Source organism: Streptomyces sp. AC602_WCS936 (assembly GCF_019049125.1).
Classification (GTDB): domain Bacteria; phylum Actinomycetota; class Actinomycetes; order Streptomycetales; family Streptomycetaceae; genus Streptomyces.
Genome location: NZ_JAGMUF010000105.1, coordinates 1 through 22722 on the forward strand (window position 1 = coordinate 1; position 22722 = coordinate 22722).

A 22722-nucleotide genomic window follows, 5' to 3' on the forward strand; every position below is an offset into this window, starting at 1 on the left:
GCCGGCCTGGCTCCATCACTACAATCACCACCGCCCCCACACCGCAACCGGCGGCAAACCACCCATCACCAGGTTGACCAACGTCCCTGGGCAGTACAGCTAGCCCAGCGCCTGCTGGAGGTCGGCGAGCAGGTCGTCGACGTTCTCGATGCCGACCGACAGCCGTACCAGGTCGGCGGGCACCTCCAGGGCCGAGCCGGCCGCGGAGGCGTGCGTCATGCGGCCCGGGTGCTCGATCAGAGACTCGACGCCGCCCAGGGACTCACCGAGCGTGAACACCTTCGCGCGGTTGCAGACCTCGACCGCCGCCTCCTCGCCGCCCTCGACGCGGAAGGACACCATGCCGCCGAACGCCTTCATCTGCTTGGCGGCGACCTCGTGCCCCGGGTGCTCCGGGAGCCCCGGGTACAGGACGCTCGTCACGCGCGCGTGCCGGGTGAGCATCTCGGCGACCTTGGTCGCGTTCTCGCTGTGCCGGTCCATGCGCACCGCGAGGGTCTTGGTGCCGCGCAGCACCAGCCAGGAGTCGAAGGGACCGGCGACGGCGCCCATCGCGTTCTGGTGGAAGGCCAGCTCCTCCCCCAGCTCCTGGTCGTTCACGATCAACGCGCCGCCGACGACGTCCGAGTGACCGCCCATGTACTTGGTCAGGGAGTGCACGACGACGTCCGCGCCGAGCGCCAGCGGCTGCTGGAGGTACGGCGTGGCGAAGGTGTTGTCGACGACGAGCCGCGCGCCGGCGTCCCGGGCGACCTGGGCGACGGCCGCGATGTCGGTGATGCCGAGCAGCGGGTTGGACGGCGTCTCCACCCACACGGCCTTGGTCTTCGGGGTGAGCGCCGCCCGCACGGCGGCGGGGTCGCTCGTGTCCGCCACCGACCACTCCACGCCCCACCGCGTGGCGACCTTGGCGAACAGCCGGAAGGTGCCGCCGTACGCGTCGTTGGGGATGACGACGTGGTCGCCGGGGCGCAGCAGCGCCCGCAACAGGCAGTCCTCGGCCGCCAGTCCGGACGCGAACGCGAGGCCGCGGCGGCCGCCCTCCAGGGCGGCCAGGTTCTCCTCCAGGGCCGTGCGCGTCGGGTTCGCGCTGCGGCTGTACTCGTAGCCGCCGCGCAGCCCGCCGACGCCGTCCTGCTTGTACGTCGACACCTGGTAGATCGGCGGGACCACCGCGCCGGTCTGCGGATCGGCGGTGTTGCCCGCGTGGATCGCGAGCGTCTCGAAGTGCTGACTGATGTGCCTGTCGCTCATGGGGACCGAGCGTAGCGGCGCGGACGGCTCCGTGCGTTTTCCACAGGCTCACGGGGCAGGTTGGCCAATTGTCGGCGCGGTCTGGTTCGCTTGAGACATGGAGATTCTCTGGGTCCTGATGGCACTGGCCATGCTGGCCGTGGTGCTGGTCCCCCTTCTGCGGCGCCGGCGGAACGCGGTCGGCCTGGTCCCGCCCGGCCACCCCGACGCGGCGGATCCCGCGAACTACGGCTTCGCCCGCGAGGAGGAGCTCGACATCCGCATGCCCGGTCCCGACCAGGACCTGCTGGAGGTCCTGGACCTGGTGCAGCGCACCCAGGACTACCGGGGGGCCCAGCAGCTGCTGGCCGGCACGGAGGCCGAGAGCGAGCGGCGCTGGCAGCGCGTGCAGGCCTTCGCGGGTGCCGCGTCGCTGGAGCTGGCGCAGCGGCCCGGCGGCGTCGGTGAGACACCGGGCGGCCAGTGGCTGCGGGTGTGGCGGGCCGAGGCCCCCAAGGACGCGGGCGGGGCGGCCGTGCAGGCCGAGTTCCTGGTGCAGCAGGCGTGGCGGACGGCGACGCCGGGTACGGACGAGTTCCGGATCATCATGGAGGAGGCGAAGGCGGCCTGCGGGGAGGCGGCGCTGCTTGCCCCCGGCGACCCGATCCCGTACATCGTCGAGCTGTCGGTGGCCCGCGGGCTCGGCTATCCGCGCGAGGAGTTCGAACAGCTCTGGCTGAAGATCCTCGACCGCGCTCCGAACCACATGGGGGCGCACCTGGCCGCCCTGCACTACTGGTGCGAGAAGTGGCACGGCTCCCGGGAGCTGGCGTACTCCTTCGCGGAGGCCGCGGCCGCCCGCGCACCGCGGGGTTCCCTCCTCGCGGCGATGCCCCTCTTCGCGGTCTTCGAGCACCTGCCCGAGATCACCATGGTCCGCAGCTTCCACCAGAGCGAGGTCGTCACCAAGGCGGTCCACGGCGCCCTGCACGCGGTGCACTCCGCCCGCCCCGACGACCCGATGCAGGCGCACGTCCGCCATCTGCTGGTGTTCTTCCTGGTCCGCGGCGAGCGCTGGTCCGAGGCCATGAACCAGCTGACAGTGATCGACGGCCACGTGGGCGCGCTGCCCTGGACCCTGTCCCCCGACCCGGCCGGGGAGTTCGCCGTCTACCGCGCCCTGGCGGTGGCGGGCTACGAGGCCAACGGCGGGAGCCCGGCGACACTCCCCCACTGACGGCTCGGCAGCGACGGCTGGACGCGGGACGGCCCGGCGGTGATCCCGCCGGGCCGTCCCGCTACCGTCCGCTCCCGTCAGCCCTCGGAGCGGGCGGGCAGCCGCCACCCCGGGCGCGGGAAGTGGCAGGTGTAGCCGTCCGGGTACCGCTGGAGGTAGTCCTGGTGCTCGGGCTCGGCCTCCCAGAAGGGGCCGACCGGCTCCACCTCGGTGACGACCTTCCCCGGCCACAGCCCGGAGGCGTCCACGTCCGCGATCGTGTCCTCGGCGACCCGCTTCTGCTCGTCGTCCACGTAGTAGATCGCCGAGCGGTAGCTCATGCCGATGTCGTTGCCCTGGCGGTTCCTGGTGCTCGGGTCGTGGATCTGGAAGAAGAACTCCAGAAGCGTGCGGTAGTCGGTCTGCTCGGGGTCGAAGAGGATCTCGATGGCCTCCGCGTGCGTACCGTGATCGCGGTACGTGGCGTTCGGCACGTCACCCCCGGTGTATCCGACCCGGGTCGCCGTCACGCCCGGGAGCCGCCGGACCAGCTCCTCCATCCCCCAGAAGCATCCGCCCGCAAGCACGGCCCTCTGCGTCTGCGCGGCCATCGCGGCCCTCCAATTTCCGTCACTCTGATCACTCGGGCTACTCGGCTGGCACACCGACATCCCACGTCCACCCTCGTCAACGCACGAGCGTTCCGAGCGATTCCGCGCCGTGCGGACGGGCGTATCGGTTCTGCCTCACTCGTTCGAGCGGTGGGCCGGCGCACGCGGTGGATAGTCTGGGGCGCGGGACCGGAATCGCGCCACGGTCGCCGCCTTGCGCCAGGCGATCGGGCAGATCGTCCCGGCCGCGCTGCCGGCGTTCACGCGGGAGCTGGACCAAGCGGCGGACCAGTCCCGGCAGGGCTCGGACCTGGCTCCCCTGCAACGCTTCATCGCCCAGTGGGCCGCCTACGTCCACATCCAGCGGCAACCGGACCTGGCAGCAGACCTGCGCAGCTGGGAGGAGATGGCAGAGTCGGGCGACGCCGCCCAGGCGCGCCAGGCCGCCTCGGAGATCGGCCGCCTCCTCGACCATGCACACGCCGCCGTCGGCCTTCCCTCCCGGTGACCACGGAGTGGCGGTGGGAGAACGACCCTGACCACGATCACGTGGCAGGCGGTGTACCCGTGCATGTGGTGGCGGAAGTGGAACGGCTGGCCGGTCAACACCGGACAGCCCGCCAGTCATGGATCATGGACCCGTGACGGAGTGGACGAAGGAGCCGGAACTCACTGCCTACCAGCGGTCGCTGCGGGACCGGCTGCTCGCGGCGCCCGTGGTCGCCGCACCCGAGCCCTGGCGGCCCGTCTTCGAGTACCGGTACGGCGTGCCCGTCGGCGGTCTGCTCGGGATCGGCTTCGCGACGCATCCGGACACCGGTCACGATCTGGTGATGGTCGTCTCCAACGACGGGCACGGTCTCTTCGAGGCCGTCACCGGCGAGAAGATCGCCAGGGACCGCGACCCCGATCCCGAGGACAGCACCCCGGACACCGTCGCCGACCTGTCGTGCCCCGGACTGGGGCCGGTCGCCGGGAGCCGCGTACGCATCGCCGGGCTCTTCGGCGGCGGACTGCACACCACAACCGGGGACGGCTGGTGCCTGGACGTGGCCACGCCGGCCTGGCCGCACGAGCGCGTCCTGCTGTCCAGTGGCGACGACTTCCACGCCGGTCCGCACGGAGAGCGGTGGTGGCACATCTTCCACGCGCACTACTCCACGTTCCGCGCCGCCGGTTTCTCACCCTCCGGTCGCACGCTCGCCGTGGCCACGAGCAGCGACCTCTCCCTGTGGACGCGCGGGACGGACAGAGGGCGCCCCGACGGTGCCGAGTGATGTCCTGCGCCCTTCCCGTCACTCCGTCCGCCGCAACCCCGTCACCAACACCCCCACCAGCCGCCGGGCGTCGTAGCGCGCGTCGTTCTCCGCGCCGATGCAGAGGTTGCCGACGCCGCGCATGAGTTCGTAGGCGGTCAGGTCGGAGCGGATCTCGCCGGCGGCGGACGCGGTGTCGAGGAGGCTGGTGCAGACCGGCACGAGGCGGTCGAGAAAGTACGCGTGCAGCGTCTCGAAGCCGGCGTTGTCGGACTGGAGCACACCGGCGAGGCCGTGCTTGGTGACCAGGAAGTCGACGAAGAGGTCGATCCACCGGGCGAGGGCGGTGTAGGGGGTCGGGCTGCTGGCCAGCAGCGCGGGGCCGGCCTCGGCGCAGGCCTCCACCTGGTGCCGGTAGACGCCGATGATGAGGTCGGCCCGCGTCGGGAAGTGGCGGTAGATCGTGGCCGTACCGACGCCCGCCTCGGCCGCGATGTCGCGGACCGGTGCCTCCACGCCGGACCTCACGAACACCGCGGCGGCCGCGTCCAGGAGGGTCTCCTGGTTGCGCCGGGCGTCCGCCCGTTTGGGGCGGTCGGTGCGGCCCGCGGCCTCGTCGGCGTCCACCATCGCGTCGTTCCCTCCAGCTACCGGCATTGCTAAACGGGACACCGTTCCGTATCGTCAAACGGGACGGCGTTCCGGTTATCCATCATGCCAGAGCCCGGAGCCGTCGTGCCATGCCGTGCCCTGCCGTGCGCCCGCGCGCACCGCTGCTCCCTTCCCTTCCCTCGACGGAGGAACACGATCATGCAGTACCGCACCCTGGGCCGCACCGGTGTCCAGGTCAGCTCCCTCGCGCTCGGCGCCATGAACTTCGGCGCCATCGGCCGCACCACCCAGGACGAGGCCACCGCCATCGTCGACGCCGCCCTGGAGGCCGGGGTCAACGTCATCGACACCGCCGACATGTACGGCCGGGGCGAGTCGGAGGAGATGGTCGGCAAGGCCGTCGCCGGCCGCCGCGAGGACATCGTGCTGGCCACCAAGGCGGTCATGCCGATGAGCGACGAGCGCAACCACCGGGGCGCCTCGCGCCGCTGGCTGGTCACGGAGCTGGACAACAGCCTGCGCCGCCTCGGGGTCGACCACGTCGACCTGTACCAGATCCATCGGTGGGACCCGACCACCAGCGACGAGGAGACGCTGTCGGCCCTGACCGACCTGCAGCGCGCGGGGAAGATCCGCTACTTCGGGTCCTCGACCTTCCCCGCGTACCGCATCGTGCAGGCGCAGTGGGCCGCCCGCGAGCACCGCCTGGGCCGCTACGTCACCGAGCAGCCCAGCTACTCCGTCCTCCAGCGCGGGATCGAGAGCCACGTCCTGCCCGTGACCGAGGAGTACGGGCTCGGCGTGCTGGCGTGGAGCCCGCTGGCGTCGGGATGGCTGTCGGGCGCGGTGCGGGCGGGCCGGGAGATCGCCACCCACCGGTCGGCGTTCATGCCGGAGCGCTTCGACACCTCGCTGCCCGCCAACCGGGCCCGGCTGGACGCCGTCGAGCGGCTGGCCCGGGTCGCCGACGAGGCCGGGCTGACCATGATCCAGCTCGCGCTCGGCTTCGTGACCGCGCACCCCGCCGTGACCAGCGCCCTCATCGGCCCCCGCACCCTGGACCACCTGCACGCGCAGCTCGCCGCCGCCGACACCGTGCTCCCCGGCGACGTGCTGGACGCGATCGACGAGATCGTCGCGCCCGGCACCGACCTGGCGGCGCACGAGAAGTTCGACACGCCGCCCGCGCTGCTCGACCCGTCGCTGCGGCGGCGCCGGATCCCGGTCCCGGCCGGGCTCACGGGCGCGCGGTAGCCGGCGCGCCGTCCTGCGCCTGCCCGGCCCGCTCCTTCAGGAACTCCTCCCACGTCCGCCGGCCCGTCCGCGCCCCCTCCAGCGTCAGGTTGGCGCCCGCGCGGTAGGCGCGGCCCGCCTTGCCGGGGATGCGGACCGGCAGCCGCGGACGGCGGCGCCGGCCGTGCAGGGCCAGGTAGGGGCGGACCAGGGCGGGCAGGTCGTGGACCTCGGGGCCGGTCAGGTCGGGGACGCGGCCGGAGGGGGCCGCGAGGGCCAGTTCGGCCAGGCGGGCGGCGACCTCGCGGGAGTCGACGGGCTGGAGGCGCAGGCCGCCGGGGACGGGGAGGACCGGCAGCTTGGCCATCTTCTCGATCATCGTCAAGGTCAGCTCGTGGAACTGGGCCGCCCGCAGCACCGTCCACCCGATCCCCGAGTCGGCGATCGCCCGCTCCGACTCCAGCTTGGTCCGCAGCCACGCCAGCGGCACGCCGTCCGCGCCGACGACCGAGATGTACACGAGGTGCCGTACGTCCGCACGGGCCGCGGCGTCCACCAGGGTGCGGGTCGCCCGGTCGTCGCCCTTCGGGCCGCCCGCCAGGTGCAGGACGGTGTGCACTCCGTCGACGGCGGCCTCGACGCCCTCACCGGTGAGGAGGTCGCCGGTGACGTACGTGACGCCGTCGGCGGCGGGACGGGCCCGCCGGGTGAGGATCCGCACCTCGTGACCGGCCGCCCGCAGCAGCGGGACGACATGGCTGCCGAGGGTGCCCGTGCCACCGGTGACCAGGAGGGGGGTGGTGGGGGTCGTGGGGTACGTCATGTCTGCTCCCGGGGTCCTGGCGTCCGGGGGGAGCGGGTATGAGGCCGCCCCGCCCGGACGTCCGCCGTGTGTGTCCGTGGCGGTATGACCCGGGGCGGGGCAGCCGTGTGACAGGAAGGGAGAAGAAATCTCCCCGCCGGTCAGATCGTCGCCGTGTCGATCACGAAGCGGTACCGCACGTCGCTCGCCACGACCCGCTCGTAAGCCTCGTTGATCTCGGACGCGGCGATCAGCTCAATCTCGGCGCCGATGCCGTGCTCGGCGCAGAAGTCCAGCATCTCCTGGGTCTCGGCGATGCCGCCGATCATGGAGCCGGCGAGGGTCTTGTTGCCGCCGATGAGCGAGAACAGGTTCAGGGCGATCGGCTCCTCGGGGGCGCCGACGTTCACCAGGGCGCCGCCGGTCCTGAGCAGACCGAGGTAGGAGCCGAAGTCGAGCGGCGCGGAGACCGTGGAGAGGATCACGTCGAAGGTGCCCGCCAGGTCCTCGAAGGTCTGCTCGTCGCTGGTCGCGTAGTAGTGGTCGGCGCCCAGCCTCAGGCCGTCGTCCTTCTTGCGCAGCGACTGGGAGAGGACGGTGACCTCGGCGCCCATCGCGTGGGCGATCTTGACGCCCATGTGGCCGAGGCCGCCCAGGCCGATCACGGCGACCTTCTTGCCCGGGCCGGCGCCCCACTGCTTGAGCGGGGAGTACGTGGTGATGCCCGCGCACAGCAGCGGCGCGGCCTCGTCGAGCGACAGCCCGTCGGGGATGCGGACGGTGAAGGCCTCGGCGACGACGACCTTCTGCGCGTAGCCGCCGTAGGTGGGCTCACCGTCGTAGCCGACGGCGTTGTACGTGCCGACGCTGCCCTTGAGGCAGTGCTGCTCCATGCCGGCCTTGCAGTTCTCGCACTCGCGGCAGGAGTCGACGAGGCAGCCGACGCCGACGCGGTCGCCGACCTTGAACTCGGTGACGCCGGGGCCGACGGCCTCGACGACACCGGCGATCTCATGCCCCGGGACCATCGGGAAGATGGCCTCGCCCCAGCCCTCGCGGGCCTGGTGGATGTCGGAGTGGCAGATGCCGGCGAACTTGATGTCGATCAGGACGTCGTGCTCGCCCACCTCGCGCCGCTCGATGGTGGTGCGCTCCAGCGGAGCCTTGGCGGCGGGTGCTGCGTACGCGGCGACAGTGGTCATGCCGGGTTCTCCGGGATTCTCTTGGCTTGACTGGGTGATGCCTCCACCCTGCCTGCGACCTGCGGATCCACCCAGACCACGGCTTTGCGTACGACCGGCGTGCGTACCACTGGCGGGGACAGTCTCCTGTGCGTACGACCGGGAATACGTCCGGCGATACTGGAAGCATGGATGGACAGCTTGACCGGCGGGCCGAACTGAGCGAGTTCCTGCGCACCCGGCGGGCCCGCCTGAAGCCGGAGGACGTGGGGCTGGAGTCGTTCGGGCGGCACCGCCGGGTGCCGGGGCTTCGGCGGGAGGAGCTGGCGCAGCTGGCCGGGGTGTCGGTGGCGTACTACACGCGTCTGGAGCAGGGCAACGGGCAGAACGTGTCGGTGGAGGTCCTGGACGCCATCGCGCGGGCCCTCAGGCTGACCGACGCGGAGCAGGCCCACCTGACGCATCTGGCGCGGCCGAGGCAGCAGCGCCGGCGGGCCGGTGCCCCGCGGGGCAAGCAGCCGGTGCGGGTGGCGCTGCTCCAGTTGCTGGAGTCGATCGACACGGTCCCCGCGTACGTGACGGGCCGCCGCTCGGAGATCCTCGCCTGGAACCGGATGGCGGCCGCCCTCTTCGGCGACTGGGGCAAGCTGCCCGCCGCGGAGCGGAACTGGGCGCGGCTGGTCTTCCTGAACCCGGACTACCGCGAGCTGTTCGTGGACTGGGACCAGAAGGCGTACGACATGGTCAGCTTCCTGCGCATGGACGCGGGCCGGCACCCGGACGATCCGCGGCTGTCCGCGCTGGTCGGCGAACTGTCCGTGAAGAGCGAGGAGTTCCGGCGGCTGTGGGCCACGCACGACGTCAAGGAGAAGAGCTACGGCGTCAAGCGGGTGCGGCACCCGCTGGTCGGTGACCTGACCCTGTCCTTCGAGACGTTCCGCCTCGTCGACGACGAGGAGCAGTGCTTCGTGACGTACCACGCGGAGACGGGCTCGCCGTCGGCGGAGGGGCTGCGGCTGCTGGCCAGTTGGGGGACGGACGCGGCGGCCACCACCACCGTCACGCCGTGAGCGTGCCCTGATTCAGCGCCGCGACACAGGCACGTCTTCCGCAACGATGTCGGCGAAGGCCGCCCGGGCCGGCGGCGACAGCGCGTCCCAGCGGCGTACCGCCCAGCCGACGGACAGCGGCGGCAACGCCGGGATCGGGACCAGGCGCAACGGCCCGTTCTCCGTGGCGGCGGGCAGACCCGGTACGGCGGGTACGACGGCGTGTCCCAGGCCGAGTTCGGCGAGCAGCAGGGCGGTGTCCCAGTCGGCGACGCTCGTGTTCGAGCCGGTCCCGACGCCCAGTTCCCTGAAGGCTTCCTCCAGCAGCCCGCCCGAGGTCGAGTTCGGAGGGAGGCGGACGAGGTGGCTGTCGACGAGGTCGGACACCTCGATGTGCGCCCGTGCCGCGAGCGGGTCGTCCGCCCGGGCCGCGAGCACCCAGGGCAGGTCGACGACGGGCCGCTGCTCTATCCCGCGTACCGAACCGGCGATGGTGATCCAGGCGAGGTCCAGGTCGCTGGAGAGCAGTGCGTCGAAACAGTCCCGGCTGGAGGTCTCGGTCCGGAACTCCAGGCTCACTTTGGGGTACCGGCGGCGGAAGGAGACGATCGCCTCGGCCATGAAGTGCCGCACGGTCGTGCCGCCGGTGGTGATACGTACGGAGCCGCCTTCTCCGTCGACGAGGTCGCCGAGGCGGCGCAGCGCGAGATCGAGACCGGCGATCCCGCCGGCGGCGGCTTCGCACAGGATGCGCCCCGCGGCCGTGGGCACGACTCCGCGTGGCTGGCGTTCCAGCAGGCTCGCGCCGCTCTCCCGCTCCAGCCGCTTCACGTGCTGGCTCACCGCCGACTGCGTACAGCCCAGGTCGCGGGCCACGGCGCTGAGGCTCCCGGCCCGGCACACGGCAACGAACACGCGCAGGTCGTCCAGGGTCATGGACCCAAGGTACAGCTTGGGAGTAGTGAGTAATTCCCAGGATTGACTGGGGTGTTGCGGGCCAGCAGGATCGTACTGCGGTCCAGGCGGCAACCCGTCCGGTGCCCTCGCGCGGATCCGGACCGAGCGACGGCGCCGTCCGGGTGCCGACCCGGCGACCGCGGTGCCGCCCCGTCTGCCGTGCAGCCGGAGGCCCGAACTGCCGGAAGGACCTCGCCCATGACCACCTCCCCCGTACGTCCGGACACGGACGCCGCCACACCCCCGTGGACCGTGGCCGTACTCGGCCCCGGCGGGGTCGGCGGACTGCTGGCGGCGCTGCTCGCCCGTGCGGGGCACCGGGTGATCTGCCTGGCGGGCCCGGCCACGGCGGCCACCCTGCGTGAGGACGGGCTGCGCGTGCGCAGTGCGCAGTTCGGCGACCTCTCCGTGCCGGTGGAGGCGGCCACTGAGCTGCGGGAGCCGGTCGACCTGTGCCTGGTGACGGTCAAGGGCACCCACCTGGCGGCGGCCTTGGAGAAGGTCCCGCGTCAGATGCTCGACGAAGGGCTCGTACTGCCGCTCCTGAACGGCGTCGAGCATCTCGCGGGGCTGCGCCGGCACTTCGGGGAGTGCCGGGTGGTGGCGGGTGTCGTCCGGGTGGAGTCGACTCGCGTCGCACCGGGAGCCGTCGAACACGGCAGCCCGTTCACCGAGATCGACGTGGCGGGGCCCGCCGAACGGCTCGGGGAGTTGTGTGACGCCCTCCGCGCCGCGGGCGTGACGGCCCAGGTGGTCGGTGACGAGTCCGCGCTGCTCTGGACCAAGCTGGCCTTCCTCGCGCCGTTCGCGCTGCTCACGACGTGGTACGGGATGACGATCGGCGACGTGCGCGCCAAACGCCGCGCGGAGCTGTCCGCTCTGGTCCGGGAGGCGGCCGCGGTCGGCGAAGCCTGTGGGGCGTCCATCGACGTCACGCGGTCCCTGGCACTGTACGAGGCGTTCCCGCGCGGCGCCCGGTCATCGATGCAGCGGGACGCCGAAGCGGGGCGCCCACTGGAGCTCGACGCCATCGGAGGCGCGCTGCTGCGCGCCGCCCGGCGGCACGGCGTCTCCGTCCCTCTCGCGACACGGCTGGTGACGGACCTGAGGCGGCGCCACGGTAGTTGATACGCGCGGTCGAGTGTGTCGTGGCCCTGCGCATGCCCTTCCGAAAAGCGCGGACAATCCGCGGAAAGTGTCATTTGACCGCTCAGGTGAGCGGGGTGAGGACAAAAGCCGTCGGAGTGTTCACGCTTTTTGGGAACACCCTCACACCGGGAAGGCGCCCCGGCTCACCGCGGCGACGAAGGGCGCCCAGGCGCGGGCGGGGAGGAGGAGGACGGTGCCGTCTCCGTCGCCGTCACGGGAGACCTTGGAGTCCCGGACGGGGGCGAGGCCGGAAACGCCGTCGGCGTAGCTGTAGCTGTAGCTGTCATTTATGCACAGCTCGCTTCGGATACTTGCCGTTTCGGCAGTCCTCCGCCGCTTGCTCAATGAGCCTCAAGGACGGCTCGGGAGGAAGCGCGGCGGCTCTGAGCCGACCATATGCCTTCGCATACTGCTTGACGAGGCGCGGATCATCAACCAACTGCCCGCTGTACATCCCCTCTGTGTGGTTGCCGGCCGGGGAAACGACGGACGCCCGCCACCCCGGGTGAGAGGTGACGGGCGCCGACGACGGGACGAGCGGGACGGACCGTTGGCGTCAGACCGCCGAACCCGCCTTCCACTGGGCCCAGTCCATGTTCCAGCCGTTGAGGCCGTTGTCCGGGGCGATGGTCTTGTCGCCGGTGTTCTGGACGACGACCACGTCGCCGACGATGGAGTTGTCGTAGAACCAGGAGCCCGGCGTGTTCGGGTCGTCGGCGCCCTGGACGTCGGCCAGGCCCACGCAGCCGTGGCTGGTGTTGGCCTTGCCGAAGATGCCCTTGCTCCAGTAGTTGCCGTGGATGAAGGTGCCGGAGGTGCTCAGGCGCATGGCGTGGGGGACGTCCTTGATGTCGTACTCGCCCTCGCCGTCGTCGTCGGTGAAGCCGACGGTCGCACCGTTCATCCGGGTCTCCTTGAACTTCTCGGAGATCACCATCTGACCTTCGTAGGTCTTGTTCTCGGGGGAGCCGGCGGAGATCGGGATGGTCTTGATCGTCTTGCCGTCCTGCGTGACCTTCATCTGCTTGGTCTTGGCGTCGACGTACGAGACCTGGTTGCGGCCGATCTTGAAGGTGACCGACTTCTGCTGGACACCGTAGACGCCCTCGGCGCCCTCGACCCCGTCGAGCGCCAGCTTGAGGGTCACGGTGGAGCCCTCCTGCCAGTAGTCCTGGGGGCGGCAGTCCATGCGCTGGGTGCTGAACCAGTGGCAGGCGACTTCCTGGCCGCTGGTGGTGTTGACCGTGACGCCCTTCTGGACGGCGGCCTTGTTGGTGATCTCCTTGTCGAAGTTGATCGACACGGGCATGCCCACGCCGACGGTGGTGCCGTCGTCCGGGGTGAAGGTGCCGATGAAGCTGTTCTTCGGGGAGACCGTGGTGAACGACGCGTTCTCGTGGGCGGCGCGGCCCTCGGAGTCCGTGGCGGTCGCCGTCACCTCGTAGGTAGTGGCGCGCTCCAGCTGACCGCTGGGCTTCCAGCTCTTCTTGTCGGCGGATATCTGGCCCTCGACCGCGGTGCCGTCCTTGGCGGTCATCTTGACCTCGGTGAGCGTGCCCTTGCTCACGGTGACGGTGGCGGAGTTGTTGATGGAGGCGTTGTCGGAACCGTCTCCAGGAGTGATCTTGATCTGGGCCTCGGAGGACTTCTTGGCCGCCGCCTTGTCGGCCTCGGCCTGCGAGGTCTTGCCGTCCCCACCCGCGGAGGTGTCGGCGTCGCCGCTGGAACATGCCGAGAGCACCAGCACACCGCCGAGCAGTGCGGACGCGGCCGCCAGGCCCTTGCGCCGCTTACCGTCCGTCATCACACGCTTCTCCATCGTCGCCGATTCCCGTGAGCCCGAGATTCCCCGTCAAGACTTTCAACGCTACGACCGGTTCGTCCCGTTCCACATCGGTCTCCGGTGTGGGGCATACCACGTTTCCGCTCGGGGGCGGAGGCGTGCGGCGGTACGGGGGCGGTCCGTGCGCTCCGTGAGACGACGAAACCCCGGACGGTGGTTGCCGCCCGGGGTCACGAATTTCCCCACACCGCGTCAGCCGACCGTCATTTCATCGTCTTCCGGGTCGTTCTCGTCGCCATCTTCCTCGTCCGGGTCCCACTCGGGCGAATCGGGGTCGTAGTCGATCTGCTCACTGCTCCAGGAGGCCTGCTGGAGCTCCACTCCGGGCACCTCGCCGACCAGGTCGAACGGGTCGACGAGGTAGGCCAGGGCCTCGGCGGTGTCGTCCGTCACAGCGCTCTCGGCGTGCGCCCGCTCGGCGTCGGACAGGTCGCCGTCGCCGGCGACGGCCTGCAGCGCGGCACCGGTGACGGCCTGTTCGTCGTCGACCTCGAGGACGAGGTCGACGCGAATCCGCACAAAACGTGATGTCTGAGGAGTGCTCATGCCCGGAGCGTAAGGCCGACCGCTCCCGTGACTTTCCTGTGACCCGCGCCTTTCACTAACATCTGCCCACACGGCCAATTCGCCAGCGCCACAAGGGGATCGATATTCCGTGTCATCCGCTCGCCGTCCGTTGCTGACCGCCGCCGCCGCGGGCGGTCTGCTGTGCGCCCTGTGGTTCGTCCCGTCCGCGAACGCGACCCCGGAGACACCGGTGCTCGCGTCCGCCGCCGCGAGCCCGTCTCCGCAGGTCACCGAGCAGGCCAGAGCCGCCTCAACGGGCACGGCGGCCACCGGTGAGGACACGGCCCGCCTGGCCGACACCGGAAGCTTCGACAGCACGCCCTACGTCGTCGGCGGCGCCCTCTGCCTCGGACTGGGCGTCGGCTTCGTCGGGTACTCGGTGCGCCGGGAACGCCTTGAGTTTTAGAGGACTTGACGTTCTTTTGGGATTTTTGACCCGGTGAGAACACGGAGGGCCCCTGTCACTTCGACGGGGACCCTCCGTGTTCGGCGGGAATCGCTAGCGCAGCGGCCCGGTGACCGTCTCCGCCGCCGCGACCAGGCGCCCGTCGCGCACGAACGCGTCGGCCGCGGCGAGGTCGGGTGCCAGGTAGCGGTCCGGGCCGGGACCCTCCACACCGGCCGCCCGTACGGCGTCGATGACGGCCTGGGACGCCGGAGCCGGGGTCAGGCCCTCGCGGAGCTGGATCGCGCGCGTGGCGGCGTACAGCTCGACGGCGATCACCCGGGTGAGGTTGTCGACGGCCGTGCGCAGCTTGCGCGCCGCCGACCAGCCCATGGACACGTGGTCCTCCTGCATCGCGGAGGACGGGATCGAGTCCGCCGAGGCCGGTACGGCGAGCCGCTTCAACTCGCTGACCAGGGCGGCCTGCGTGTACTGGGCGATCATCAGGCCGGAGTCGACACCGGCGTCGTCGGCGAGGAACGGCGGCAGGCCGTGGCTGCGGTTCTTGTCCAGCAGCCGGTCGGTGCGCCGCTCGGCGATGGAGCCGAGGTCCGCGACGGCGACGGCGAGGAAGTCGAGGACGTAGGCGACCGGGGCGCCGTGGAAGTTGCCGTTGGACTCGACGCGCCCGTCGGGCAGGACGACCGGGTTGTCCACGGCCGACGCCAGCTCGCGCTCGGCGACGAGACCCGCGTGGGCCATCGTGTCGCGTCCGGCGCCCGCGACCTGCGGGGCGCAGCGCACCGAGTAGGCGTCCTGGACGCGGGGGGCGTCGTCCTGGTGGTGTCCGGTGAGGCCCGAGCCCTTGAGTACGGCGGCCATGTTGGCGGCGCTGGCGGCCTGCCCGGGGTGCGGGCGGATGGCGTGCAGCTCGGGGGCGAGCACCTTGTCGGTGCCGAGCAAGGCCTCCATGGTCAGCGCGGCGGTGATGTCGGCGGACTTGTAGAGGGTGTCGAGGTCGGCGAGGGCCATGACCAGCATGCCGAGCATGCCGTCGGTGCCGTTGAGGAGGGCGAGGCCCTCCTTCTCGCGCAGCTCGACCGGGGCGATCCCGTGCTCGGCGAGCAGTTCACCGGCGGGCCGTACGGTGCCGTCGGGGCCCTCGGCGTCGCCCTCGCCCATGAGGGTGAGCGCGCAGTGCGAGAGCGGGGCCAGGTCGCCCGAGCAGCCGAGGGAGCCGTACTCGTGCACGACCGGGGTGATCCCGGCGTTCAGCACGTCGGCCATGGTCTGCGCGACCTCGGGGCGGACGCCGGTGCGCCCGGAGCAGACGGTCTTCAGCCGCAGGAACATCAGCGCCCGGACCACCTCGCGCTCGACGCGCGGGCCCATCCCGGCGGCGTGCGAGCGGACGATGTTGCGCTGGAGCTGCGCCCGCAGGTCGGGGCTGATGTGCCGGGTCGCCAGGGCACCGAAGCCGGTGCTCACGCCGTACACGGGGTCCGGCTTGGCGGCCAGCGCGTCCACGATGCCGCGCGCCGCGGCCAGGGCCGCCACCGCCTCCTCGGAAAGCTCGATCCGGGCGCCGTCGCGCGCCACGGCGAGGACGTCGGACGCGGTGACCCCGGACGTCCCCACCACCACAGTGTGCATATCCATATTCAGGAGCGTACGCAGTGAATTCGATGATGTCACGAGGGGGTACGTCACAGATGCGTGCCACTTGCGCCCCTTACCGGCACCGGGCCTACGGGGCGTGCCGCCCCCGGAACCGCCTGCGCTCCCCGCCCTCCTCCCGCGACGGTTCGTCCGCCAGTCGTACGACGGGGTCGTCGGGCCCCTCGCGCCCCGCGACGACCGGCCCGGCCGCCCGTTCGGCCTTGGCCCGGTACTGGGCGGCGTCCGCGAGCCGGAACAGGCGGCGGGCGGACGGAACCGGTCCGACGGGGTCCTCGGTGGACGCGACGCCGCAGGCCACGCCGTCGCCGAGCTCCAGCTCGGCCGCCCGGCGGCACAGCTCCTCGGCCGCCTTGACCACCGCGTCGGCGGGCGGGCCGACCGCGAGCAGGCAGAACTCGTCCCCGCCGAGCCGCGCCGCGAGTGCCCCCGGCAGCATCGCCCCGCACAGCGACAGCACCGAGCCGAAACGCTCCAGCAGCCGGTCGCCGACCGCGTGTCCGTGTGTGTCGTTGACCCGCTTCAGACCGTTCAGGTCGCAGACGACGAGGCTGACGACGACGTGCTCCGCGCGGTGCCGCTCGACGGCCTCGTCCAGTGCGGCGTCCACCGCGCGGCGGTTGGCCAGCCCGGTGAGCGCGTCCGTGTAGGCGAGGCGCCGCACCTCCTCCAGCCGCTCGGTCTGCGCGATCCCGGCGGCGACCACCGAGGCCAGCACGGTGGCGAAGTCGGCGTCCGCCCGCTCGAAGACGCGCTCCCCCACCGGACGGGCCACGTACAGCTCGCCCCAGGCCCGGCCGTGCAGCACGATCGGCGCCACCACGCAGCAGCCGCGCCCCCGGCGGCGCAGGGCGGCGACGCGCTGGTGGACGTACCCGGGACGCCCCGCGGCGGGGCCCTCGGCCGTCTCGACCCAGGCGTCGGGCTCGCCCCCGCCGGCCCAGCGCTCGTGCAGGAACTCGGTGATCTCCGCGAACTGGTGCACCGGGTAGGACTCGTCCTCCGGGAACTCCTCCTCCCCCTCGGCGCGCTCGCCCACGTTCACCAGGACCCGCAGCCGGCCCAGCTCGCGCTCCCACACCGACAGCGCCGCGAAGCTGCCGCCCAGCGCCAGACACCCGCCCAGCGCCGCGGCCCGCCACGCCTCGCGCGTGCTCTGCGCGGCGGCCATGCCCTGCGCCAACGCCACCACGGCCGTGAGCCGCCTGTCCTCACCCATCACTCCAGGCTAGGGAGTTTTATGGAGAAAGGGGACTCAAGTGGGTCGAAATGGGGCGCCCATCAGGAGGGCGCGGCCTCACTCCCCCGGCCAGCGCGGCGCGCGCTTCTCGTTGAACGCCGCGACGCCCTCCGCCCGGTCACCGGAGAACGCCACCGACCGCCACGCGGCGTCCTCGACCTCCAGCCCGGCCCGCAGGTCGAGGCCGTGCCCGAGCCGCAGCGCCCGCTTGGCCGCCCGCAGTCCCACGGGCGAGTTCGCGGCCATCCGGGAGGCCAGCTCCAGCGCTTCCTCCCGGTCCCGGCCCTCCTCCACGAGCTGGTCCACGAGCCCCAGCTCCCGGGCCTCGGCGGCCTCCACCCGCCGCGCCGTGAACACCAGCTCGGCGGCGCGCGCGGCCCCCACCCGGCGCGGCAGCAGCTGCGTACCACCGCCGCCGGGGATCACGCCGACGGACACCTCGGGCAGCCCCACCACCGCCGTCGGGTCGGCCACGATCACGTCGCAGGACAGCGCCAGCTCGAACCCGCCGCCCAGCGCGAACCCGTGCACGGCCGCCACCGTCGGCACCGGCAGCTCCAGCACCGCGGTGTACGCGCCCCGCGTCACCGGGCGCTGCCGCAGCAGGTCGGCGTCGGAGAAGGAGTTGCGCTCCTTGAGGTCGGCGCCGACGCAGAACGCCCGCTCGTGCGTGGAGGTCAGCACCACGACCCGTACGCTCGGGTCCTCTCCCAGGGCCGCGCAGGCCGCGCCGACGGACCGGGCCATGGCGGTCGAGACGGCGTTCATGGCCTTCGGCCGGTCGAGCGCGAGCTCCGCGACATGCCCGTCCGCGTGCCGCCGCACCAGGACGAACTCTCCGAACCGCTCCTCGCTCATGACACCCTCCGGTTAACGCGGGTTAACAACTGGACGGCCCGATCATCGCAGGCGGACCCGCTCGGGGAAAGGCCGGGCGCGTCCACGCCCTCACACCTCCCCGCCCACCCGTTCGAGTGACATCCGGCCGACCGCCGTGTCCCGACCGCCGACGGCGCGTAGCGTCACTCCGCCACGGCGCAGGGGGGGCGCGTGCGCACCGGGGAGGGCCCATGAACACGACCGGTACGACCGGCACACCGACGGCCGGTACAGCGTCGAAGCCGCGACGCCCGTGGGACCGCCGTGGGCGGCACCGCCGGCCGCGCCCCCGCACGGCACTGCTGGCCACCGGAGGCGGCCTGGCCCTGGCGGCCGGCGCCCTGAGCCTCGTACACCTGCTGTCCGACACCGGAGTCACCGGCGCGGACGGGTTCCGAGCCGAGGCCGGGCCACGCGCCGGGGCGGACGCGGGGCAGGACACCGCGCCGGACCGGGCCTCGGCACCTGCCGCCACGAGCACGGCCGGTTCCCCTCAGGCGAGCCCGTCGGCGACCTCGGCCCTGGGAGGTCTGGGCGGATCTCCGGGACCGGGCCCGATACCCGACCCGTCCGCCGGCAGCCCCTCGGACGCGCTCCGGCCCTCGACGGCCGCCCCGGACGCCTCGAACCCGGACGCCGGAGCTCCGGACGCCCGGACTTCACTCCCTCGCACTCCGCAGTCACCGCGGCCGCCGCGTTCCCCCGAGCCGCCGTCGGCCACCGGTGCTCCCGAACCGCGCCCCACCCCGACGCCGCCACCGGCCCGCAGTGCGCCGCCCCGGTCTCCCGCACCGTCCCCGGAACCCGATGACCCGGGCCTGTGCGTGCCGATCATCGGCCTCTGCGTGGGCCTGCTCGACGACGACGGCTGACGCCCCCGTGCCCTGCGGGCACGGAAGGTCTTACGACTCCCCGCCGCTCCCCCGGCGCGAGAGCAGCCACGGCTCGACCACGCCGAGTCCGCGCACCGGCCGCTGCCACATCGGCTGGAGCGCGAAGCGGTACGCCGGCGGCTCCTCGCCCTCCTTCTCGGCCGTGGCTGCCTCCTCGGCGGCCGCCGCCTCCGAGGCCGGGGCGTCGCGGGTCCGGGTCAGCTCCTCCGCAAGCGCGGCGTCGACGAGGACGGCGTCGCGGGGAGCTATCGAGGTCAGCCGGGAGGCCAGGTTGACGGTCGAACCGAAGACGTCGCCCATCCGGGTGGTGACCGTGCCGAAGGCGATGCCGACGCGCAGTTCCGGCATGGTCTCGTCGTTCGCCATGGTCTCGACGAGGAGCAGCGCGATCTCGGCGGCCGTGCCGGCGTCGTCGGCGGCGTACAGCACCTCGTCGCCGAGGGTCTTGATCAGGCGTCCGCCGCGCGCGGCGACCAGGTCGGCGGCGGTGGTCTCGAAGGCCTCGACCAGCTCGCCGAGCTCCTCCTCCTCCATCCGGCGGGTCAGCCGCGTGAAGCCGACCAGGTCGGCGAAGCCGACCGCGAGCCGCCGGTCCACCATCTCCTCGTCGTCCCCGGCCTGGACGACCCGGCCGGCCGAGGCGGCGAGCTGGCGCCGCCAGACGTAGACCAGGAACTCCTGCAGCTCGGGCAGGAGCAGCTCGACGATCGGGTACGTCACCTCGGTGCGCGTCATCCCGGGCTCGGGCGGCTCGGTCAGCCCCTCCAGGAAGGAGTCGATCTGCCATTCGGCCAACCGGGCGGTGGTCTGCCCGGTGGACCGCGCCACCTGCACGGCCATCGCCTCGCTGAGCAGCCCCGCCTCCACCAGGCCGGCCAGCCGCCGCAGGGCCAGGACGTCCGCCTCGGTGAGCGCCTTGGCCTGGCCGATGTCGGCGAAGCCCATGGCCCGCCAGAAGCGGGAGGCCAGCTCCATGGAGACGCCCGCGCTGCGGGCGGCCTGGAAGGGGGTGTGGCGGCGCTCGGCGCCCAGGATGAGCCCTTCCAGGCGCAGCGCGAGCGGGTCCTCGCCGGAGTCGGCGGAGTCCGGGGCGGGCTCGGGGTCCACCCGGCCGTCCCCGTCCGCGCCGGAGCCCGTGTCGTCGACGGTCACGCCTGCTGCCCTTCCGATCTGCCGCGGTCAGGTTCGACCGGCCCCAACTTTACGTCAGGTGTGCCCCAGCTCACTCCCGCTCGTCCTGCCGTCCGGGGACGCCCGGGGCCGCGCTCACGCCAACCGCAGATGCACGATGTCGCCCGCTCCCACCGGCTCCTGCACACCGGCCCCCGTGGCCAGCACCAGCCTGCCGTCCCCGTCCACGGCGACCGCCTCCCCCACCAGCGACCGGTCGCCGGGGAGCTCCGCCCGCACCATCCGCCCGAGCGTCGCGCACCCGGCGGCGTAGGTCTCCTGGAGCCCGCTGGCCGCCGGGTCGCCCCCGGCCTCCCGCCACCGCCCGTACCAGTCCTCCAAGGACCGCAGCACGCCCCGCAGCAGCGGGTCCCGGTCGGTGTTCACGGCGCCGGCCAGCGCCAGCGACCCGGCCCGCGCGACCGGCAGCTCGTCCGCCCGGAGGCTGACGTTGATGCCGACGCCGATGACGACCCCGTCGTCCCCGGCCCGCTCGGCGAGGATGCCGCCCGCCTTGCGCTCCTCGTCGCCGACGGTGACGAGGAGGTCGTTGGGCCACTTCAGGGCCGTGTCCACGCCCGCGACCCGGGACAGCCCGGTCGCCACCGCGACGCCGGTGAGCAGCGGCAGCCAGCCCCAGCGGGGCACGGGCACCTCGGCGGGCCGCAGCAGCACGGAGAAGAACAGGCCGGAGCGCGGCGGCGCCGACCACTGCCGGTCCAGGCGCCCTCGCGCGGCGGTCTGCTCCTCGGCGACGAGGACCGCGCCCTCGGCCAGGTCCTCCCGCGCGGCACGGGCCACGAGGTCGGTGTTGGTGGACCCGGTGCGCTGCACGACGTCCACCCGCCGCCACAGGCCTCCCTCCCGCACCAGGCCCCGGCGCAGGCCGGTGGCGTTCAGCGGGGGGCGGCCGAGGTCGGACCAACGTCCCGACCTCGGCTCACTGTGCCCGTCGGGCCTACCTTCACCATGTGGTGGCGTTGCTGTCATGCAACCCACCCTAGGTTTGACATCCTCCGGGCGGCGGCCTGGGCTCTTCGTGGGTCTCGTTCCGGCGTCTGTGAAGGGGAAAACGGTGTGGGAAAGACCGCACTGCCGAACGGAAGGCCCCCTACTACTCTACGAACGAGTAACCGTCCCCCCTTTTGAGCAGGCAGGGAGCCGCATCCCGATGTCCGAGCCGGAAGAGCAGCAGCCCGACATCCACACGACCGCGGGCAAGCTCGCGGACCTGAGGCGCCGTATCGAGGAAGCGACGCACGCCGGTTCGGAACGCGCCGTCGAGAAGCAGCACGCCAAGGGCAAGCTGACGGCCCGTGAGCGCATCGACCTCCTCCTCGACGAGGGTTCCTTCGTCGAACTGGACGAGTTCGCCCGGCACCGCTCCACCAACTTCGGGCTCGACGCCAACCGCCCCTACGGAGACGGCGTCGTCACCGGCTACGGCACCGTCGACGGCCGCCCGGTCGCCGTCTTCTCGCAGGACTTCACCGTCTTCGGCGGCGCGCTGGGCGAGGTCTACGGCCAGAAGATCGTCAAGGTGATGGACTTCGCGCTGAAGACCGGCTGCCCGGTCATCGGCATCAACGACTCCGGCGGCGCCCGCATCCAGGAGGGCGTGGCCTCGCTGGGCGCGTACGGCGAGATCTTCCGCCGCAACACCCACGCCTCCGGCGTGATCCCGCAGATCAGCCTGGTCGTCGGCCCGTGCGCGGGCGGCGCGGTCTACTCGCCCGCGATCACCGACTTCACGGTGATGGTCGACCAGACCAGCCACATGTTCATCACCGGCCCCGACGTCATCAAGACGGTCACCGGCGAGGACGTCGGCTTCGAGGAGCTGGGCGGCGCCCGCACCCACAACTCCACGTCCGGCGTGGCCCATCACATGGCGGGCGACGAGAAGGACGCCATCGAGTACGTCAAGCAGTTGCTGTCGTACCTGCCGTCCAACAACCTCTCCGAGCCCCCGGCCTTCCCGGAGGAGGCGGACCTCGAGGCCGGCGACGAGGACCGCGAGCTGGACACGATCGTCCCGGACTCCGCGAACCAGCCCTACGACATGCACGCCGTCATCGAGCACGTCCTCGACGACGGCGAGTTCTTCGAGACGCAGCCGCTGTTCGCGCCGAACATCGTCACCGGCTTCGGCCGGGTCGAGGGCCGCCCGGTCGGCATCGTCGCCAACCAGCCGATACAGTTCGCCGGCTGCCTGGACATCACCGCCTCCGAGAAGGCGGCCCGCTTCGTCCGCACCTGCGACGCCTTCAACGTGCCCGTGCTGACCTTCGTCGACGTCCCCGGCTTCCTCCCGGGCGTGGACCAGGAGCACGACGGCATCATCCGGCGCGGCGCCAAGCTGATCTTCGCGTACGCCGAGGCCACGGTCCCGCTCATCACGGTCATCACCCGCAAGGCCTTCGGCGGCGCCTACGACGTCATGGGCTCCAAGCACCTGGGCGCCGACCTCAACCTGGCCTGGCCCACCGCCCAGATCGCCGTCATGGGCGCCCAGGGCGCGGTCAACATCCTGCACCGCCGCACCATCGCCGAGGCGGGTGACGACGCCGAGGCCACCCGCGCCCGCCTGATCCAGGAGTACGAGGACACCCTCCTCAACCCCTACGTCGCGGCCGAACGCGGCTACGTCGACGCGGTGATCATGCCCTCCGACACTCGCCGCCACATCGTGCGCGGCCTGCGTCAGCTGCGCACCAAGCGGGAATCCCTTCCCCCGAAGAAGCACGGCAACATCCCCCTCTGAGCCCG

The 22722-nt window shown here is 72.2% G+C and carries 22 protein-coding genes and 3 pseudogenes; 10 read left to right on the top strand and 15 right to left on the bottom strand.

The features are described from left to right. Positions 1-103, top strand: a pseudogene (locus KUM03_RS29275) (IS481 family transposase); the annotation flags it as partial. On the opposite strand, the gene KUM03_RS29280 reads toward KUM03_RS29275, so the two are convergent. Beyond that, the gene (locus KUM03_RS29280) at positions 100-1254 is read right to left on the bottom strand and encodes a cystathionine gamma-synthase (protein ID WP_073724720.1); all 1155 of its coding nucleotides are present in this window, start codon (positions 1252-1254) and stop codon (positions 100-102) included. The pseudogene KUM03_RS29275 and the gene KUM03_RS29280 overlap by 4 nt on opposite strands. Before the next feature lie 97 nt (positions 1255-1351). Between KUM03_RS29280 and KUM03_RS29285 the strand changes: the two genes are divergently transcribed. Beyond that, positions 1352-2470, top strand: a complete 1119-nt coding sequence (locus KUM03_RS29285; RefSeq protein WP_217253168.1) for a hypothetical protein — start codon at positions 1352-1354, stop codon at positions 2468-2470. Positions 2471-2547: 77 nt separating this feature from the next. Here the strand turns inward: KUM03_RS29285 and msrA are convergent, their stop codons facing one another. Then, positions 2548-3060 (bottom strand): peptide-methionine (S)-S-oxide reductase MsrA, encoded by a 513-nt coding sequence (gene msrA / locus KUM03_RS29290; protein WP_217253171.1) that lies wholly within the window; start codon positions 3058-3060, stop codon positions 2548-2550. 199 nt (positions 3061-3259) lie between these two features. Here msrA and KUM03_RS29295 point away from each other — a divergent pair. After that, positions 3260-3568 (top strand): annotated as a pseudogene (locus tag KUM03_RS29295) (DUF6247 family protein); the annotation flags it as partial. 118 nt (positions 3569-3686) lie between these two features. After that, positions 3687-4337 carry a hypothetical protein gene (locus tag KUM03_RS29300; RefSeq protein ID WP_217253176.1) on the top strand — a complete coding sequence of 217 codons (651 nt, stop codon included), beginning with the start codon at positions 3687-3689 and terminating at the stop codon, positions 4335-4337. Between the two features lie 18 nt (positions 4338-4355). On the opposite strand, the gene KUM03_RS29305 is transcribed toward KUM03_RS29300, so the two are convergent. Then, a complete protein-coding gene (locus KUM03_RS29305; RefSeq protein ID WP_217253330.1) occupies positions 4356-4946 on the bottom strand; it encodes a TetR/AcrR family transcriptional regulator in 591 nt (196 codons plus the stop codon). Between the two features lie 180 nt (positions 4947-5126). Between KUM03_RS29305 and KUM03_RS29310 the strand changes: the two genes are divergently transcribed. Continuing rightward, positions 5127-6182 carry an aldo/keto reductase gene (locus tag KUM03_RS29310; protein ID WP_217253177.1) on the top strand — a complete coding sequence of 352 codons (1056 nt, stop codon included), beginning with the start codon at positions 5127-5129 and terminating at the stop codon, positions 6180-6182. Here KUM03_RS29310 and KUM03_RS29315 read toward each other — a convergent pair. After that, positions 6166-6984, bottom strand: a complete 819-nt coding sequence (locus tag KUM03_RS29315) for an SDR family oxidoreductase (protein WP_217253180.1) — start codon at positions 6982-6984, stop codon at positions 6166-6168. The genes KUM03_RS29310 and KUM03_RS29315 overlap by 17 nt on opposite strands. Before the next feature lie 140 nt (positions 6985-7124). Next, positions 7125-8165: an NAD(P)-dependent alcohol dehydrogenase gene (locus KUM03_RS29320; protein WP_217253181.1), complete on the bottom strand. Its 1041-nt coding sequence runs from the start codon at positions 8163-8165 to the stop codon at positions 7125-7127. 167 nt (positions 8166-8332) lie between these two features. Here KUM03_RS29320 and KUM03_RS29325 point away from each other — a divergent pair, with 167 nt between their 5' ends. After that, entirely contained in the window at positions 8333-9214 is an 882-nt protein-coding gene (locus tag KUM03_RS29325; RefSeq protein WP_217253184.1) for a helix-turn-helix domain-containing protein, read from the top strand. A gap of 12 nt (positions 9215-9226) precedes the next feature. Here KUM03_RS29325 and KUM03_RS29330 read toward each other — a convergent pair whose 3' ends face one another. Continuing rightward, positions 9227-10129 (bottom strand): LysR family transcriptional regulator, encoded by a 903-nt coding sequence (locus KUM03_RS29330; protein WP_217253186.1) that lies wholly within the window; start codon positions 10127-10129, stop codon positions 9227-9229. A gap of 219 nt (positions 10130-10348) precedes the next feature. On the opposite strand from KUM03_RS29330, the gene KUM03_RS29335 reads away from it, so the two are divergent. Continuing rightward, positions 10349-11278 carry a ketopantoate reductase family protein gene (locus KUM03_RS29335; protein WP_217253189.1) on the top strand — a complete coding sequence of 310 codons (930 nt, stop codon included), beginning with the start codon at positions 10349-10351 and terminating at the stop codon, positions 11276-11278. Between the two features lie 141 nt (positions 11279-11419). On the opposite strand, the gene KUM03_RS29340 is transcribed toward KUM03_RS29335, so the two are convergent. The 4 genes and pseudogenes from KUM03_RS29340 to KUM03_RS29350 form a co-directional block, all read right to left on the bottom strand. Further along, positions 11420-11644, bottom strand: coding sequence for a DUF397 domain-containing protein (locus tag KUM03_RS29340; RefSeq protein WP_254400071.1), 225 nt, complete (start codon positions 11642-11644; stop codon positions 11420-11422). Continuing rightward, positions 11583-11756 (bottom strand): annotated as a pseudogene (locus tag KUM03_RS38635) (Scr1 family TA system antitoxin-like transcriptional regulator); the annotation flags it as partial. The pseudogene KUM03_RS38635 and the gene KUM03_RS29340, both read right to left, overlap by 62 nt. A gap of 99 nt (positions 11757-11855) precedes the next feature. Next, positions 11856-13103, bottom strand: coding sequence for an Ig-like domain-containing protein (locus KUM03_RS29345; protein WP_217253191.1), 1248 nt, complete (start codon positions 13101-13103; stop codon positions 11856-11858). A gap of 231 nt (positions 13104-13334) precedes the next feature. Beyond that, complete coding sequence (locus KUM03_RS29350; RefSeq protein ID WP_217253193.1) at positions 13335-13688, bottom strand: hypothetical protein; 354 nt, start codon at positions 13686-13688, stop codon at positions 13335-13337. A gap of 109 nt (positions 13689-13797) precedes the next feature. Here KUM03_RS29350 and KUM03_RS29355 point away from each other — a divergent pair, with 109 nt between their 5' ends. After that, on the top strand, positions 13798-14115 hold the full coding sequence (locus tag KUM03_RS29355; protein ID WP_217253196.1) for a hypothetical protein: 318 nt from the start codon (positions 13798-13800) through the stop codon (positions 14113-14115). Between the two features lie 93 nt (positions 14116-14208). Here the strand turns inward: KUM03_RS29355 and hutH are convergent, their stop codons facing one another. The 3 genes from hutH to KUM03_RS29370 all read right to left on the bottom strand — a co-directional run bounded on the left by hutH (position 14209) and on the right by KUM03_RS29370 (position 17869). After that, positions 14209-15747, bottom strand: a complete 1539-nt coding sequence (gene hutH / locus KUM03_RS29360; RefSeq protein ID WP_217253333.1) for a histidine ammonia-lyase — start codon at positions 15745-15747, stop codon at positions 14209-14211. A 94-nt stretch (positions 15748-15841) separates the two neighbouring features. Further along, complete coding sequence (locus KUM03_RS29365) at positions 15842-16990, bottom strand: diguanylate cyclase domain-containing protein (RefSeq protein ID WP_073724750.1); 1149 nt, start codon at positions 16988-16990, stop codon at positions 15842-15844. Positions 16991-17068: 78 nt separating this feature from the next. Further along, positions 17069-17869, bottom strand: coding sequence for an enoyl-CoA hydratase/isomerase family protein (locus tag KUM03_RS29370; protein ID WP_217253198.1), 801 nt, complete (start codon positions 17867-17869; stop codon positions 17069-17071). 212 nt (positions 17870-18081) lie between these two features. Between KUM03_RS29370 and KUM03_RS29375 the strand changes: the two genes are divergently transcribed. Then, complete coding sequence (locus KUM03_RS29375; RefSeq protein WP_254400072.1) at positions 18082-18762, top strand: hypothetical protein; 681 nt, start codon at positions 18082-18084, stop codon at positions 18760-18762. A 30-nt stretch (positions 18763-18792) separates the two neighbouring features. Here the strand turns inward: KUM03_RS29375 and KUM03_RS29380 are convergent, their stop codons facing one another. Further along, on the bottom strand, positions 18793-19935 hold the full coding sequence (locus tag KUM03_RS29380; RefSeq protein WP_217253201.1) for an adenylate/guanylate cyclase domain-containing protein: 1143 nt from the start codon (positions 19933-19935) through the stop codon (positions 18793-18795). 114 nt (positions 19936-20049) lie between these two features. Continuing rightward, on the bottom strand, positions 20050-20943 hold the full coding sequence (locus tag KUM03_RS29385; protein ID WP_217253203.1) for a biotin--[acetyl-CoA-carboxylase] ligase: 894 nt from the start codon (positions 20941-20943) through the stop codon (positions 20050-20052). A 181-nt stretch (positions 20944-21124) separates the two neighbouring features. Between KUM03_RS29385 and KUM03_RS29390 the strand changes: the two genes are divergently transcribed. Further along, positions 21125-22717 (top strand): acyl-CoA carboxylase subunit beta, encoded by a 1593-nt coding sequence (locus tag KUM03_RS29390; protein ID WP_217253204.1) that lies wholly within the window; start codon positions 21125-21127, stop codon positions 22715-22717. Positions 22718-22722 lie beyond the last annotated feature (5 nt).